This window comes from Pseudomonas marginalis, from assembly GCF_024169655.1.
GTDB lineage: Bacteria > Pseudomonadota > Gammaproteobacteria > Pseudomonadales > Pseudomonadaceae > Aquipseudomonas > Aquipseudomonas paraveronii.
Map to the genome: position 1 here is coordinate 511,653 of NZ_JALJWV010000001.1, position 15,888 is coordinate 527,540.

Sequence of the window (15,888 nt, forward strand, 5' to 3'; positions counted from 1 at the left end):
GCAATTTTTCTGTTTGTAGATTGAAGGAGTGACCCATGGTCGCCGCATTGCTTGATCGTCTCGGGGTAAACCCGGCGCTGTACCAAGCGGGGAAACAACCCGTGCATTCACCGATCGATGGCAGCCGTATCGGCAGTGTGAACTGGGAAGGTGCCGCCGAGGTGGAGCAACAGGTCAGTCGTGCCGAGCATGCATTCGAGGCCTGGCGCAAAGTGCCGGCCCCGCGTCGCGGCGAGCTGGTGCGCCAATTCGGCGACGTGTTGCGCGAATACAAGGCCGACCTGGGCGAGCTGGTCTCCTGGGAAGCCGGCAAGATCACCCAGGAAGGCCTGGGTGAAGTGCAGGAAATGATCGACATCTGCGACTTCGCCGTCGGCCTGTCGCGCCAGTTGTATGGCTTGACCATCGCCTCCGAGCGCCCCGGTCACCACATGCGTGAAACCTGGCACCCGCTGGGCGTGGTCGGCGTGATCAGCGCGTTCAACTTCCCGGTGGCCGTGTGGGCGTGGAACACCACCCTGGCCCTGGTGTGCGGCAACGCCGTGATCTGGAAACCGTCGGAAAAGACCCCGCTCACCGCCCTGGCCTGCCAGGCGCTGTTCGAGCGCGTGCTGAAAAAATTCAACGACGCGCCGCAATACCTGAGCCAAGTGATCATCGGCGGCCGCGAGGCCGGTGCCGCGCTGGTGGATGACCCGCGTGTCGCGCTGATCAGCGCCACCGGCAGCACCCGCATGGGCCGTGAAGTGGCGCCGAAAGTCGCCGCGCGGTTTGCCCGCAGCATCCTCGAACTGGGCGGCAACAACGCGATGATTCTCGGCCCAAGCGCCGACCTGGACATGGCCGTGCGCGCCATCCTGTTCAGCGCCGTCGGCACCGCCGGGCAGCGCTGCACCACGCTGCGCCGGTTGATCGCGCATGAATCGGTCAAGGAAGAAATCGTCACCCGCCTCAAGGCCGCCTATTCCAAGGTGCGCATCGGCCACCCGCTGGAAGGCAACCTGATCGGTCCGCTGATCGACAAGCACGGCTTCGACAGCATGCAGGACGCCCTGGAGCAAGCCCTGAGCGAAGGCGGCAAGGTGTTCGGCGGCAAGCGCCAGTTGGAAGACAAATTCCCGAATGCCTACTACGTGTCGCCAGCGATTGTGGAAATGCCGGAGCAAAGCGACGTGGTCTGCACTGAAACCTTCGCGCCGATCCTGTACGTGGTCGGCTACAGCGACTTCGCCGAAGCCCTGCGCCTGAACAACGCCGTGCCGCAAGGCCTGTCGTCGTGCATCTTCACCACCGATGTGCGCGAAGCCGAGCAGTTCATGTCGGCGGTGGGCAGCGACTGCGGCATCGCCAACGTCAACATCGGCCCGAGCGGCGCGGAAATCGGCGGCGCGTTTGGCGGAGAGAAAGAAACGGGCGGCGGGCGTGAGTCGGGCTCGGATGCGTGGCGCGGGTATATGCGTCGCCAGACCAACACCGTGAACTATTCGCTGGAACTGCCGCTGGCCCAGGGCATTACCTTCGACTGATTACCTTAAGTCGAAGTGCGGTCAAAATGTGGGAGGGGGCTTGCCCCCGATGGCGGTGTGTCAGTCAACAGATGTAAAGCTGATCCACTGCCATCTGGAGCAAGCCCCCTCCCACATGCGACCTCATTTACAGTTCGGAATAGATGTTTGTTAGGTCTCATCGGAGTCTGGCAATGGCACTGCGCGAAACATGTTTGTGGGAACAACTCACCCCTGGCCGGCCGGATCGCGCCGCGCTCAAGGGTGAAGTGAAGGTGGATGTGTGCGTGATCGGCGCCGGGATTACCGGTTTGTCGGCGGCCATTCACTTGCTGGAACAGGGTAAAACTGTCGCCGTGCTCGAAGCCCATCGCACCGGCCATGGCGGGTCGGGGCGCAATGTCGGGCTGGTCAACGCCGGGCTGTGGATTCCCCCGGACGAGATCGAAGCCGGTTTCGGCGAGGCGGTGGGCAGCCAGCTCAACCGCATGCTGGGCGCGGCGCCGTCGCTGGTGTTCAGCCTGGTCGACAAATACAACATCGATTGCCAATTGCGCCGCGAGGGCACTTTGCACATGGCGCACAACGCCCGGGGCGAGGCGGATTTGCGCAGTCGTGAAGAACAATGGCAGCGCCGTGGCGCGCCGGTTGAGTTGCTCACCGGCGCGGCCTGCGAGCAAGCCACCGGGACTAAAAAAATCGCCGCTGCGTTGCTGGATAGACGTGCCGGCACCTTGAATCCGATGGCCTACACCAGCGGCCTGGCCAACGCGGCTGTGGGGTTGGGCGGGCAGCTTTTCGACCATTCCCCGGTCACGCGGCTGGAACGCCAAGGTGCGAATTGGTCGGTGCAGACCGCGAACGGTGCGGTGCAGGCTGCACAAGTGGTGATCGCCTCCAATGCCTACACCGAAGGCGAATGGACCGAGCTGCGGCGCAATTTCTTCCCTGGCTATTACTACCAGGTCGCCTCCGCGCCGCTGACCGACGACGCGGCCAAACACATCCTCCCCGGCGGCCAGGGGTCGTGGGACACGCGCCAGGTGCTCAGCAGCATCCGCCGCGATGCCGATGGCCGCCTGTTGCTCGGCAGCCTGGGCAACGGCAACCAGAAACCGGCATGGTTCCTCAAGGCGTGGGCCGATCGGGTGCAGCAGCACTACTTTCCGTACCTCAAATCGGTGCAGTGGGAATGCACCTGGACCGGCTGCATCGCGTTCACGCCGGACCATCTGATGCGCTTGTTCGAACCCGCGCCCGGCCTGGTGGCCGTGACCGGCTACAACGGCCGCGGCGTGACCACCGGCAGCGTGGTCGGCAAGGCCTTTGCCGACTACTTGTGTCACCAGAATCCCCAGGCGTTGCCGATTCCGTTTGCGCCGATGCAACCGCTGGCCGGGGTGGGCCTGCGCAGTTGCCTGTATGAAGCCGGATTTTCGCTGTATCACGCCGGCCAATGCTTGCGGATCGTGATCTGATCAGCGAAATAGCCTTCAGAAGCCGGCATGTTCTTCGCCGACGACTAATCTGTATTGGTGCAAGTTGTAGCAATCACGCACTGTAAATGTGCAGTTCCGTTACGTGCATGGTTACAGCTGTAGGAAGTGTCGTTTAGCGCTCTGGTTGCAGGTGCGACCCGTGGAGGTTGTACTTTTTTGATCCATGGGTTGCACCTGTTGAAGTTAGAGGGTTGCACGTCCCGACGAACGGAGCCGAAACACCTGCAATAACAATGACACCGTGTCTTTTTGAAGAATAAAAACGTAATGGCACGCGGCTTGCTCTGGGCTTTCACTGAAAGTTTTAGTTGAAGGTTTGCAGTGAATACGTAGTGCCAATAAACAAAAACCTCGGAGCACCACTCATGTCCCAGACGTTTTACAAGAAAGGTTTTCTGGCCCTCGCCGTTGCAGCGGCGCTGGGTGTTTCTACGTTTGTTCAAGCTGATGTGAAGATTGGCGTAGCGGGGCCGATGACGGGCGCCAACGCCGCTTTCGGTGAGCAGTACATGAAGGGCGCCCAGGCGGCAGCCGATGCCATCAACAAGGCCGGCGGCATCAACGGTGAGCAGATCAAGCTGGTTGCCGGCGACGATGCCTGTGAACCCAAGCAGGCTGTGGCTGTGGCCAACCGCCTGGCGGACCAGGACAAAGTGATCGGCGTGGTCGGGCACTTCTGCTCGTCCAACACCATCCCGGCGTCCGAGGTCTACGACGAAGCCGGCATCATCGCAATCACCCCGGGCTCCACCAACCCACAGGTCACCGAACGCGGCCTGGGCGCCATGTTCCGTATGTGCGGGCGTGACGACCAGCAAGGCATCGTGGCCGGCGACTACATCGTCGACGTGCTCAAGGGCAAGAAAGTCGCGGTCATCAACGACAAGGACACCTACGGCAAAGGCCTGGCCGACGCCACCGCTGCCCAGTTGACCAAGCGCGGCGTGAAACCGGTGCTCGAAGAAGGCCTGACCCGTGGCGAGAAAGACTTCAGCGCCCTGGTCACCAAAATCCGCTCCCTGGGCGCCGACGTCGTGTACTTCGGCGGCCTGCACCCGGAAGCCGGTCCTCTGGTTCGCCAGATTCGTGAAGCCGGCCTCAAGGACGTGAAATTCATGTCCGACGACGGCATCGTGACCGACGAACTGGTGGCGACCGCCGGTGGCAAGCAATATGTGGATGGCGTGTACATGACCTTCGGCGCCGACCCGCGTCTGCTGCCGGATAGCAAGACGGTGGTTGAAGAGTTCCGTAAAAACGGCACCGAGCCAGAAGGCTACACCCTGTATGCCTACGCGTCGGTCCAGGCCCTGGCTGCCGGCTTCAACGGTGCCAAGTCCAACAAGGGTGAAGAAGCCGCCAAGTGGCTCAAGGCTCACCCGGTCAAAACCGTCATGGGCGAGAAGAACTGGGACGCCAAAGGCGACCTGAAAATCTCCGACTACGTGGTTTACCAGTGGGACAAAGACGGCAAATACCACCAGCTGGAAAAGCAGAAGTAATCCTGAGTGCCACAGACCTAGTGTGGGAGGGGGCTTGCCCCCGATGACGGTGTATCAGCCACCCGATGTATAGCTGACCCTCCGCAATCGGGGGCAAGCCCCCCACACATTGGGACAGTGTTGTTATTGAGATCTGTCTTTTCCTCCAGAAGAACCGCACACCTAGCGGTGTGCAGGTTCTCACCGCGTGAGATTGCGTTATGGATGGTATTTTCCTGCAGCAACTGGTCAACGGCCTGACCCTCGGGTCGGTCTATGGCCTGATCGCCATCGGCTACACAATGGTTTATGGCATCATTGGCATGATCAACTTCGCCCATGGCGAGGTTTATATGATTTCCGCTTACCTCGCGGCGATCAGTCTGGCACTGCTGGCTTACTTCGGCATTGAATCCTTCCCGCTGCTCATTCTCGGCACCCTGGTCTTCACCGTGGTCGTTACCGGCGTTTACGGTTGGGTCATCGAACGGGTCGCCTACAAACCGCTGCGTAACTCCACCCGACTGGCACCGCTGATCAGCGCCATCGGGATCTCCCTGATCCTGCAGAACTACGCGCAGATCGCTCAGGGTGCCAAGCAACAAGGCATCCCGACCCTGCTGGCTGGCGCCTGGCGCGTCGATATCGGCAGCGGGTTCGTCCAGTTGACGTACACCAAGGTCTTCATCCTGGTCGCGGCCTTCGCCGGCATGGCCTTGCTGACCTACATCATCAAGTACACCAAGCTCGGCCGCATGTGCCGCGCTACCCAGCAAGACCGCAAGATGGCCTCGATCCTCGGCATCAACACCGACCGCGTGATCTCCTACGTGTTTGTCATCGGTGCCGCCATGGCGGCCCTGGCTGGCGTGTTGATCACCCTCAACTACGGCACGTTCGATTTCTACGCCGGCTTCATCATCGGCATCAAGGCCTTCACCGCAGCGGTACTCGGCGGCATCGGTTCCCTGCCTGGGGCCATGCTGGGCGGGATCATCCTCGGTATTTCGGAGTCGCTGTTCTCGGGGTTGATCAACTCTGACTACAAAGATGTGTTCAGTTTCTCCCTGCTGGTGGTGATTCTGATTTTCCGTCCCCAGGGCCTGCTTGGTCGCCCACTCGTGGCGAAGGTGTAAACATGTCTGCTGCCAAATCGATTGATATCAAAAAAAGTGTGGTCGATACGATCCTCGCCGGGCTGATTGCGTTGATCGTGTTCGGTCCGATCGTCGGCGTGGTGCTCGACGGCTACAGCTTCAACCTGCAACCTGCGCGCGTGGCGATCCTGGTCGCCATCGTGATGGCCGGTCGCTTTGCCCTCAGCCTGTTCCTGCAAACGCCCAAGGGCGTGAAGATTCTGCAGGGCTTCGAGAGCAGCGGTTCCGGCGTCCACGTGCTGGCGCCGGACTATAAGTCGCGGCTGCGCTGGATCATCCCGGCGCTGATCGTAATCGCCATCGTGTTCCCGATCTTCGCCAACAAGTACCTGCTCACCGTAGTGATCCTCGGGCTGATCTACGTGTTGCTCGGCCTGGGCCTGAACATCGTGGTCGGCCTGGCCGGCTTGCTCGACCTGGGTTACGTGGCGTTCTACGCGATCGGTGCCTACGGCCTTGCGCTGGGGTATCAATACCTCGGCCTGGGTTTCTGGACGGTGCTGCCGCTGGCGGCCATCGCGGCGGCGCTGGCCGGGTGCATACTCGGCTTCCCGGTGTTGCGCATGCACGGCGACTACCTGGCAATCGTGACCCTGGGTTTTGGCGAAATCATCCGCCTGGTGCTGAACAACTGGCTGTCGTTCACCGGCGGGCCAAACGGTATGCCGGTGCCATCGCCGACCTTCCTCGGCCTGGAGTTCGGGCGCAAAGCGAAGGATGGCGGGATTCCGTTCCATGAGTTCTTCGGCCTCGATTACAACCCCAACATCAAGTTCATGTTCATCTACATCGTGCTGTTCCTGGTGGTGCTGGCCGTGCTGTACATCAAGCATCGCCTGACCCGCATGCCGGTCGGCCGCGCCTGGGAAGCCTTGCGCGAAGATGAAATCGCCTGCCGTTCCATGGGCCTGAACCACGTTTTGGTCAAACTCTCGGCGTTCACCATCGGCGCCTCCACCGCTGGCCTGGCCGGGGTGTTCTTTGCCAGCTACCAGGGCTTCGTCAACCCGTCGTCGTTCACCTTCTTCGAGTCGGCGCTGATCCTGGCCATCGTGGTATTGGGCGGCATGGGCTCGACGGTCGGCGTGGTGATCGCGGCGTTCGTCTTGACCGTGGCGCCGGAACTGCTGCGCAGCTTCTCCGAGTACCGCGTGCTGCTGTTTGGGGTATTGATGGTGGTAATGATGATCTGGCGACCGCGCGGCCTGATCCGGATCAGCCGTACCGGTGTGACCCCACGTAAAGGAGTGGCGCCATGAGCAAGGAAGTCGTCCTGTCCGTGGAACATTTGATGATGCACTTCGGTGGCATCAAGGCCTTGAGCGATGTGAGCCTCAAGGTCGAACGCAACTCGATCTTCGCCCTGATCGGCCCTAACGGCGCCGGCAAGACCACGGTGTTCAACTGCCTCACCGGCTTCTACAAAGCCAGTGGCGGCAAGATCGAACTCAACGTGCGCGGCCAGAAGACCAACGTGATCCAACTGCTCGGCGAACGCTTTGAGGCCATCGATTTCGTCTCGCCGAAAAGCTTCTTCAGCCGCGTGTACTACAAGATGTTCGGCGGCACCCACCTGGTGAACCGCGCCGGTCTGGCGCGGACCTTCCAGAACATTCGCCTGTTCAAGGAAATGTCGGTGCTGGAAAACCTGCTGGTCGCCCAGCACATGTGGGTCAACCGCAACATGCTCGCGGGCATCCTCAACACCAAGGGCTACCGCAAGGCTGAAAGCGACGCGCTCGACCACGCGTTCTACTGGCTGGAAGTGGTCGACCTGGTGGACTGCGCCAACCGCCTGGCCGGCGAGCTGTCCTACGGCCAACAGCGCCGCCTGGAAATCGCCCGCGCCATGTGTACGCGGCCGCAGATCATCTGCCTCGACGAACCGGCAGCGGGCCTCAACCCTCAGGAAACCGAAGCCCTCAGCGCGATGATTCGCCTGCTGCGCGACGAACACGACCTCACCGTGGTGCTGATCGAACACGACATGGGCATGGTGATGAGTATTTCCGACCACATCGTGGTCCTCGACCACGGCAACGTGATTGCCGAGGGCGGGCCGGACGCGATCCGCAACGACCCGAAAGTGATTGCGGCCTACCTGGGCGCGGATGAAGAGGAGCTGGTATGAACGGGCCTATCCTCGAAATGAAGGACCTGGACGTGTTCTACGGGCCGATCCAGGCCCTGAAGAAAGTCTCGCTGCACATCAACGAAGGCGAAACCGTCAGCCTGATCGGCTCCAACGGCGCGGGTAAATCCACGCTGCTGATGTCGATCTTCGGCCAGCCACGGGCGGAGTCGGGGCAGATCCTCTACAACGGCGTCGACATCACCCACAAGTCGTCCCACTACATCGCCTCCAACGGCATTGCGCAGTCGCCGGAAGGGCGGCGGGTGTTCCCCGACATGACCGTCGAGGAAAACCTGCTGATGGGCACCATCCCCATTGGCGACAAGTTCGCTCAGGAAGACATGCAACGCATGTTCGAGCTGTTCCCACGGCTCAAGGAGCGGCGTAACCAAAGGGCGATGACCATGTCCGGTGGCGAACAGCAAATGCTCGCCATCGCCCGCGCACTGATGAGCCGGCCCAAGTTGCTGCTGCTGGACGAACCGAGCCTGGGCCTGGCGCCGATTGTGGTGAAGCAGATCTTCGCGACCCTGCGCGAGCTGGCGGCCACCGGGATGACCATCTTCCTGGTGGAGCAGAACGCCAACCACGCGCTGCGTCTGTCAGACCGGGCGTATGTGATGGTCAACGGCGAGATTCGCCTGACAGGCACCGGTAAGGAGCTGCTGGTGAATGAGGAAGTGCGCAACGCCTACCTCGGTGGTCACTGACCTAAATCACAACGCAGTCCCCCTGTGGGAGGGGGCTTGCCCGATGGCGGTGTATCAGTCAGAACACCTGATACTGACCCACCGCCATCGGGGGCAAGCCCCCTCCCACATTTGTTTTTGTGGTGTTCACAAGTGCGATCCCAAATTGTGGAAAACAAATTTGGCCACCTCCCAAAGCGCGACATATAGCCGCCGCAAATCGCTGTTTCGTCACAGTTTTGACTTGTCCCCATCCGCTGTGGAACCGGCTGTGGGTAACGTGGGAGTAGCTGGCTGAAAGCCTTTGATTACGGGGCCTGCAGCGCAGAGGTTGTTTTTTGATCAGCGACTTTTTCACGACCTGCCGAGGGGTTTGTCAACCTGTTTAAAGACACAGGTATATGACCGGATTATGTCCGTCCAGCCTGTGGATAAGTCTGTGGTTAAACTCTGGAAAGACGCCCGCAGAGGCCGGAATGACTGGCCTGGAGCCATCGTTCGGATTTTCCTGCCGGGCATGGGCCTACATACGGCCTCGTCCAGGTCAAGCAAAAAACTTTATAAAACTGGCTGAGAGCCTTGTACACAGCGGCTTTGGGCTTTTTGCACTTGCCCCCAAAGACTGTGGGCGCAGTTGTGGATAACCTGCGCGCATATGGCTGCAGGCCACGGTGTGTAAGGCTTTGCGTGGTTTGGTTAAAAACTGATCAGGCGTGCATGGCGTGATGTGTATAGCGGTTGCCGCGACGACGGCGTAAGGGCATTCTGCTGGCTGATTTTTTCCCCGATGCCCGCAAGGAGAACACCATGTCCAACACGCTGTTTATTACTGGCGCAACCTCAGGTTTCGGCGAAGCCTGCGCCCGTCGGTTTGCCGAAGCCGGCTGGAAACTGGTGCTCACCGGTCGTCGTGCCGAGCGTTTGAACGCGCTGGTCGAAGAGCTTTCCAAGCAGACCGAAGTACACGGCCTGGTGGTGGACGTGCGTGACCGCCAAGGCATGGAAGCGGCGATTGCCAACCTGCCGCCATCGTTCGCCACGCTGCGTGGGCTGATCAACAACGCCGGCCTGGCCGTGGGCACCGATCCCGCGCCCAAGTGCAGCCTCGACGACTGGGAAACCATGGTCGATACCAACATCAAGGGCCTGCTGACCACCACCAGCCTCCTGCTGCCACGCCTGATCGCTCATGGTCGCGGTGCGGGGATCATCAACCTGGGCTCCATCGCCGGCAGCTACCCGTACCCGGGCAGCCACGTGTATGGCGGCTCCAAAGCGTTCGTGAAGCAATTCTCGCTGAACCTGCGCTGCGACCTGCAAGGCACCGGCGTGCGTGTGACCAACATCGAGCCGGGCCTGTGCGAAAGCGAGTTCTCCCTGGTGCGCTTCGGCGGCGACCAGGCGCGCTACGACGCCACCTACGCTGGCGCCGAGCCGATCCAGCCGCAGGACATCGCCGACACCATCTTCTGGGTGCTCAACACTCCGGCGCACGTCAACATCAACCGCCTGGAGCTGATGCCGGTGAGCCAGACCTGGGCCGGGTTTGCGATTGAGCGTGGGGCCAAGTAAGGCGTTAGACCGAGACGCCTGCATCGGGGGCAAGCCCCCTCCCACATTTGAATGGGTTCACACATCAAAATCTGTGAACCCAATCCAGTGTGGGAGGGGGCTTGCCCCCGATGAGGCCCCTGAGGTCAACCGAGAACCTTGACCAACCCCTGATAACAAGTCGCCAGATGATACGGCGTGGTCGACGGCATATCCCGTCGGCTCACGTTGCCCTGGGCATCCAGGCACTCATGCCAGCCCTTGGCATGCAGGAAGCGCTGCCGCAACGCGAGCAACTGGCGCTGCAGCACGGCTTCGCTGCCCGCGCGCAAGGTCAATGCGCGCAGGTATTCCGCCTGGGCCCAGATGCGTTGGGTGCCGTCGCGCACGCTGCCGTCCACGGCGAGCATGCCGCTGACCGCGCCGGTCTGGTTATCCACACCCTTTTGCTCGGCATAGGCAAAAGCCCGCGTCAGCGAAGCATGCAGCGGTGTGCCGCGCAGCACGTCTGAAGACTCGAGCAAGAAGAACCATTCGAACTGGTGCCCCGGCTCAAACCAGTTATCCACAGCGCCCAGCGGTTTTTCCATCATCACGCCATGCTGGCGCTCGATGAAACGCTGCTGCATGGCCGTCGCCAAGGCCAGTAATGCGCTTTGCACGTCGGCGTCTTCACGCACCGCCAGGGTGGCGAGGAAGCCTTCAGCCAGGTGCATCAACGGGTTTTGCAATGGGCCGGACTTGAGCGACGACCAGTTACGCTCCAGCACCGCCTCGTACAGGCCATCGCCGCTGGCGAAGCGTTGGGCGACCACTGCCAGCGCGGCATTCAGCACCGACTCCACCAGCGGTTCGCGTACTTTGGCCCAGTAATGGGCGCAGGCGAAGATGATGAAGGCGTGGGTGTAGAGATCCTTGCGCTTGTCCAGCGGCTGGCCGACGGGGTCGATGCTGTAGAACCAGCCGCCGTGCTCGGCGTCGTGGAAATGCCGTTGCAACGAGCGGAACAACGCGGCGGCGCGTTCTTCGGCAAAGGCTGCGCCGGGTTCGCCGATCAGGCTGGCGAACAGGTACAACTGCCGGGCGCAGGCCATGGCGCGGTAGCGTTGCGGTGGTAACGGCCGGTGGTCGGCGTCCAGCGCCTCATAGGGCAGCGCCAGCTCGGCGTTCCAGCCCGGGCCCTGCCAGAGCGGCACGATCAGGTCATGGAAGTGCGTGAGCACGGCATTCAAGGAAGGCTGAGGGGCGGAGCTTGGAGCGATGGGCATCGGCTGGCGTCGTCACGGCAGGGGTGTAGGCGCGCATGGTAGCAGGCTTGGGATCAGTGGTGTCTGCACCACCGCTATCGGGGGCAAGCCCCCTCCCACCTTTGACTGTGTAAACCCGATCAAATGTGGGAGGGGGCTTGCCCCCGATGAGGCGCTTAATCGCGCCGCAAATCAGCCAGCCAGCAACCAAACCCCAGTCGCCGCCGAGGCCGCCCCGGCAACCCGCACCAACGGCGCCGCTGCAGTCGGCAGCCAGCGCACCGCGGCATAACCGGCAGCGTGCAACACAGCGGTCGCGCCGACAAATCCGGCGGCATACGCCCAAGGGCTGGACATGTCCGGCAGCTCCAAACCATGGGCCACGCCGTGGAACAGTGCGAACAACGCCGTAGCCCCCAGCGCCATGAACAACGGCGGCCGCACCGCCAGTGCAACGGCCAGGCCCAGAGCCAGCACCGAAGCGGCAATCCCGCTTTCCAGCGCCGGCAACGCCAGGCCTTCAAAGCCCAATAGGCCGCCCAGCAGCATGGTGACGACGAAGGTGCAGGGCAGCGCCCAACGTGCGGCGCCTTTTTGCTGGGCGGCCCACAAACCGACCGCCACCATGGCCAGCAAATGGTCGAGACCGCCCAATGGATGGCTGATACCCGCCATCAGGCCGTTGTCGCCGTGACCCGGGTGGGCGAAGGCCAAGGCGGGTGCGAGCAGCAGGGCGGCGGCAGCGAAGAGTTTTTTCAGGCGCATGGACAGGTTCCTTATGGGTTGATCAGGCCGCGGTCAGCAGGCCCTGGCGTTCGATGAAGGCGACGATCTCATCCAGGCCGACGCCGGTTTTCTGGTTGCTGAACACAAAGGGTTTACCGTTGCGCATGCGTTGGGTGTCGCTGTTCATCAGCTCCAGCGAGGCACCGACCAGGGGCGCCAGGTCGATCTTGTTGATCACCAGCAGGTCGGATTTGCAGATACCCGGACCGCCTTTGCGCGGCAGCTTGTCGCCGGCCGACACATCGATCACATAGATGGTCAGGTCCGACAGTTCCGGGCTGAACGTCGCCGACAGGTTATCGCCGCCCGACTCGACCAGGATCAGGTCCAGGCCGGGAAAGCGCCGGTTGAGTTGGTCGACTGCTTCCAGGTTGATCGAGGCGTCTTCGCGGATCGCCGTGTGCGGGCAGCCGCCGGTTTCCACGCCGATGATGCGTTCGGGCGCCAGGGCCTGGTTGCGCACCAGGAAGTCGGCGTCTTCGCGGGTATAGATGTCGTTGGTGACCACCGCCAGGTTGTAGCGATCGCGCAAGGCCAGGCACAGGGCCAGGGTCAGGGCCGTCTTGCCGGAGCCCACCGGGCCGCCGATGCCGACACGCAAAGGTTGTGTGTTCATGTGCTTCTCCTAGGAACGGAACAGGCGGCTGTACTGGCGCTCGTGGGCCATGCACGCCAGGGACAGGCCGAACGCGGCGCTGCCGAAATGGTTGGGGTCGATGTGGCTGGCGTCCTGCTGGGCGTGTTGCAACAGGGGCAGCAGTTCACTGGTCAGGCGCTGCGCGGCTTGTTGGCCGAGCGGCAGGGTTTTCATCAGCACGGCCAGTTGGTTTTCCAGCCAGCTCCACAGCCAGGCGGCGAGGGCGTCATCCGGGCTGATGCCCCAGGCGCGTGCGGCCAAGGCCCAGCCCAACGCCAGATGTGGCTCGGCGTGTTGTGCGAGAAAACCGCGAGCCGCGTCGTCCAGTTCCGGCAGGCCGTTGAGCAGTTGCTGCAGGGAGTACCCCATCTGCCGGCTCTCCTGATACAGCTCGCGGGTCTCGCGACTGGCGCGGTGTTCTTCGCACCGTTGCGCCAGTTGCGCCCAATCGCCGGCCACGGCGGCGCGGCAGTGCGCGAGCAACAGTGGCGCTTCGAAACGCGCGAGGTTGAGCAGCAACTGGTCGCTGATCCAGCGGCGGGCGCCGGCCGCGTCCTTGACGCGGCCATTCTCCACGGCCATTTCCAGGCCCTGGGAATAGCTGTAGCCGCCAATCGGCAATTGCGGACTGGCCAGACGCAGCAGCGCCCAGGCTGGGTTCATACACGCACGCCGAACTGATGCAGCTTCGGCGGGTAGTTGAAATCTTCATCGCCATGGCGCGAATGATGGTGCCCGCCGCCGTAGGCCCCGTGTTCCGGTTGGAACGGTGCTTCGAGGCTTTCGGTCTGCGCGCCCAACTGTTCAAGCATGGCCTTGAGCACGTAATCATCCAGCAGGCGCAGCCAGCCGTCGCCCACTTGCAAGGCCACATGGCGATTGCCCAGGTGATACGCGGCGCGGGTCAGTTCAAACGCGTTGCGGCAGGTGACGTGCAGCAGTTGTTCAGGGCGCGCGCAGACACGCACGACACGTCCGTCTTCAGCCTGTAGGAACTCGCCATCGTGCAGCGGCGGCTGGCCACGCTCCAAGAACAGGCCGACGTCTTCGCCGTCGGCACTGAAACAGCGCAGGCGGCTTTTGCTGCGTGCTTCGAAGTTCAGCAGCAACTCGGCGGCCCAGAGGGCTTGCGGGGCGATTCGGCGGTGGATCACCAGCATCAGAAGGTTTCCAGCTATGGGCGATAAGAGTGCTAGAGCAAGGGGCTTGCCAATCCTGCGCAGGAGTAGGAATTCCCTGTAGGCAAGCACAGCCATGCCACCGAATAGGGCGTCAGCCATTTTGCTGGCTGCTTCAATCTGGTGCGTGATAGGTGGTGTGGCACTGGATAGGTGCGTTTTGCGTGGGTGCTGCGTCCGTATTGCGTGAATTTTCCTTCGTCTATTTCGTGCTGATGGTTTTTCAGATTTTTCCTACGGGACATCCGGATTCGGCGTTCAAAAAGTTACGTGCTGTTTCTTTAGGATTTGCGCCGTCTTAAAACCACAGCGATGTTCATCATGTTCAAGTCAGTTTTCTTTTTAATTCTTTTCAGTCTTTCCTGTGTCATTTCATCGGCCTCGGCCAACCTGAAACCCCAATCGACATTCGGCTCTTCGCTGCCAGGTGTCCCAACGTCGTCAGTGGCGAATGTGATCGACCGCGCTCATGCCCTGCTGGGCACCCCGTACAAATGGGGGGGCACCTCGGCCGAGCAAGGGTTTGATTGCAGTAGTTTCCTGGTCTACCTGTTCAAGACCGAAGCCAACATTCACATCCCGCGCACCACGGCGGCGATGCACCGTTCAACGGCCGCGACCGTCAAGCGCAGCGAACTCAAGCCGGGGGACGCGGTGTTTTTCAAAGGCAACGGGCGCGGCCAGGTCAGCCATGTGGGGCTGTATATCGGCGAAGGTAAATTCATTCATTCGCCGCGCACCGGCAAGAACGTGCGCATCGATTCGCTCGGCAACAACTACTGGAACAAGAACTACACCGGCGCCAAGCGTTTCCATAAGGCGGGTTGACGGCTTACTCGGTGCTGCCGAGGCCCTGCCAGTGCTTGAGGCCAATGAAGATGAAGCGCAACTGCTGGGTGATTTTCGCCTGGGGCGTGAGGTGGGCGGGCAGCGCGTGGGCGGGCGGGTCGATGATGTCGGGCAGGGTGGCGAACACACTTTTGACGATCAGGTCGGCCATCACGTGCAGGCCGTCGGCATCCAGGTGCTGGAGCTTGGGCATCAAGGTCAGGTCGGCGGCCAGGTCACGGGTGATGTCTTCGCGCAAGGCGCCGATGGCTTGGCGCACGGCGAGGCAGCCACCGTACTGTTCGCGGGCCAGGAACAGGAATTGCGAGCGATTGGCGGAGACCACATCCAGGAAGATCCGCACGGACGCATCGATAATGCCGCCCATCACGAATTCGTTGTGGCGCACCAGGCGGATCGTGGCGCGGAAGGTCTGGCCGACTTCGCTGACCAGCACCAGGCCCAGTTGGTCCATGTCGGCAAAGTGACGATAGAACCCGGTGGGCACGATCCCGGCCGTCTTGGCCACTTCGCGCAGGCTCAGGCTGCCGAACCCACGGCCGCACTCCATCAGATGGCGGGCTGCGTCCATCAGGGCGAGGCGGGTCTGTTGCTTCTGTTCGGCGCGGGGCAGCATGGCAGGCGGGCTTTGTCGGCAAGTACAGCGACGCACTCTAGCAAAACCGCTTCATTGGCGTCGAACTTGGCGGGGGATTGCTGCGTGGATACGTGACAGGTTCTGCAAAAAGTCAAAAGCCCGATCCAGGGATCGGGCTTTTTTTTAAGGCCACCACGGGCTTAGCTCTGAGCTTGATGCAGTTCTTGCAGGCGGTCAGCACCACCTTCAGCAACACCTTCGGTGTAGGCGCGCTTGTTGGCTTGTTCAGCACCACCTTCAACCAGACCTTTCTCTTCCAGGCGGTTGCGGCCGTTTTCGGTCACGCCTTCAGCGTAAGCGCGTTTGTTGGCTTGTTCCGAACCGTTTTCAGCAACGGCACCTTTGGCGTAGTCACGGTTCTCTTGTTCTTGCGACCCGCTACGGGCGAGGGTTTGGCTGAACTGAACGGCATCGGCTTTGACTTGTGGGATCGCTTGTTCAGCGGCCGGCAGGGCAAAGGCACTGGAAGCGAGGACAGACAGCAGCACGGTAGCGAGTACTTGGCGTTTCATGATCGGTTGTTCCTTGGGAGGGCAAT

Annotated in this window: 16 protein-coding genes; 9 read left to right on the forward strand and 7 right to left on the reverse strand. The window is 61.7% G+C overall.

Annotation, left to right across the window (positions count from 1 at the left end):
- The first annotated feature begins 35 nt into the window (after window positions 1-35).
- The 8 genes from amaB (at window position 36) to J2Y83_RS02190 (ending at window position 10,037) form a co-directional block, all read left to right on the forward strand.
- Window positions 36-1,526, forward strand: coding sequence for an L-piperidine-6-carboxylate dehydrogenase (gene amaB / locus J2Y83_RS02155; protein ID WP_253393153.1), 1,491 nt, complete (start codon window positions 36-38; stop codon window positions 1,524-1,526).
- A gap of 173 nt (window positions 1,527-1,699) precedes the next feature.
- Window positions 1,700-2,983 (forward strand): L-pipecolate oxidase, encoded by a 1,284-nt coding sequence (gene amaA, locus J2Y83_RS02160; RefSeq protein ID WP_253393154.1) that lies wholly within the window; start codon window positions 1,700-1,702, stop codon window positions 2,981-2,983.
- 386 nt (window positions 2,984-3,369) lie between these two features.
- Window positions 3,370-4,506, forward strand: a complete 1,137-nt coding sequence (locus J2Y83_RS02165) for a branched-chain amino acid ABC transporter substrate-binding protein (RefSeq protein ID WP_253393155.1) — start codon at window positions 3,370-3,372, stop codon at window positions 4,504-4,506.
- Window positions 4,507-4,706: 200 nt separating this feature from the next.
- The gene (locus tag J2Y83_RS02170; protein ID WP_012721939.1) at window positions 4,707-5,621 is read left to right on the forward strand and encodes an ABC transporter permease subunit; all 915 of its coding nucleotides are present in this window, start codon (window positions 4,707-4,709) and stop codon (window positions 5,619-5,621) included.
- A 2-nt stretch (window positions 5,622-5,623) separates the two neighbouring features.
- Window positions 5,624-6,901, forward strand: a complete 1,278-nt coding sequence (gene livM, locus J2Y83_RS02175) for a high-affinity branched-chain amino acid ABC transporter permease LivM (protein ID WP_017849725.1) — start codon at window positions 5,624-5,626, stop codon at window positions 6,899-6,901.
- Window positions 6,898-7,773, forward strand: a complete 876-nt coding sequence (locus J2Y83_RS02180) for an ABC transporter ATP-binding protein (protein ID WP_253393156.1) — start codon at window positions 6,898-6,900, stop codon at window positions 7,771-7,773. The genes livM and J2Y83_RS02180 overlap by 4 nt, the downstream gene beginning before the upstream one ends.
- Window positions 7,770-8,486 (forward strand): ABC transporter ATP-binding protein, encoded by a 717-nt coding sequence (locus J2Y83_RS02185; protein ID WP_253393157.1) that lies wholly within the window; start codon window positions 7,770-7,772, stop codon window positions 8,484-8,486. Before J2Y83_RS02180 ends, J2Y83_RS02185 begins: the two co-directional genes overlap by 4 nt.
- A gap of 786 nt (window positions 8,487-9,272) precedes the next feature.
- Window positions 9,273-10,037, forward strand: coding sequence for an SDR family oxidoreductase (locus tag J2Y83_RS02190; RefSeq protein ID WP_247397732.1), 765 nt, complete (start codon window positions 9,273-9,275; stop codon window positions 10,035-10,037).
- Between the two features lie 125 nt (window positions 10,038-10,162).
- Here the strand turns inward: J2Y83_RS02190 and J2Y83_RS02195 are convergent, their stop codons facing one another.
- The 5 genes from J2Y83_RS02195 to ureE form a co-directional block, all read right to left on the reverse strand.
- Window positions 10,163-11,284, reverse strand: a complete 1,122-nt coding sequence (locus J2Y83_RS02195; RefSeq protein WP_253393158.1) for an AGE family epimerase/isomerase — start codon at window positions 11,282-11,284, stop codon at window positions 10,163-10,165.
- 171 nt (window positions 11,285-11,455) lie between these two features.
- Window positions 11,456-12,028, reverse strand: a complete 573-nt coding sequence (locus J2Y83_RS02200) for a HupE/UreJ family protein (RefSeq protein ID WP_253393159.1) — start codon at window positions 12,026-12,028, stop codon at window positions 11,456-11,458.
- Window positions 12,029-12,050: 22 nt separating this feature from the next.
- Entirely contained in the window at window positions 12,051-12,665 is a 615-nt protein-coding gene (gene ureG, locus J2Y83_RS02205) for an urease accessory protein UreG (RefSeq protein ID WP_017849719.1), read from the reverse strand.
- 9 nt (window positions 12,666-12,674) lie between these two features.
- On the reverse strand, window positions 12,675-13,349 hold the full coding sequence (locus J2Y83_RS02210; protein WP_253393160.1) for an urease accessory protein UreF: 675 nt from the start codon (window positions 13,347-13,349) through the stop codon (window positions 12,675-12,677).
- Complete coding sequence (gene ureE, locus J2Y83_RS02215; protein ID WP_253393161.1) at window positions 13,346-13,846, reverse strand: urease accessory protein UreE; 501 nt, start codon at window positions 13,844-13,846, stop codon at window positions 13,346-13,348. The genes J2Y83_RS02210 and ureE overlap by 4 nt, the downstream gene beginning before the upstream one ends.
- A gap of 339 nt (window positions 13,847-14,185) precedes the next feature.
- On the opposite strand from ureE, the gene J2Y83_RS02220 reads away from it, so the two are divergent.
- Window positions 14,186-14,692: a C40 family peptidase gene (locus J2Y83_RS02220; protein ID WP_253400330.1), complete on the forward strand. Its 507-nt coding sequence runs from the start codon at window positions 14,186-14,188 to the stop codon at window positions 14,690-14,692.
- A 4-nt stretch (window positions 14,693-14,696) separates the two neighbouring features.
- Here the strand turns inward: J2Y83_RS02220 and J2Y83_RS02225 are convergent, their stop codons facing one another.
- Together J2Y83_RS02225 and J2Y83_RS02230 are read right to left on the reverse strand one after the other, a co-directional pair.
- Entirely contained in the window at window positions 14,697-15,329 is a 633-nt protein-coding gene (locus tag J2Y83_RS02225) for a TetR family transcriptional regulator (protein ID WP_253393162.1), read from the reverse strand.
- A 161-nt stretch (window positions 15,330-15,490) separates the two neighbouring features.
- Window positions 15,491-15,862 (reverse strand): hypothetical protein, encoded by a 372-nt coding sequence (locus tag J2Y83_RS02230; RefSeq protein WP_253393163.1) that lies wholly within the window; start codon window positions 15,860-15,862, stop codon window positions 15,491-15,493.
- Window positions 15,863-15,888: the final 26 nt, after the last annotated feature.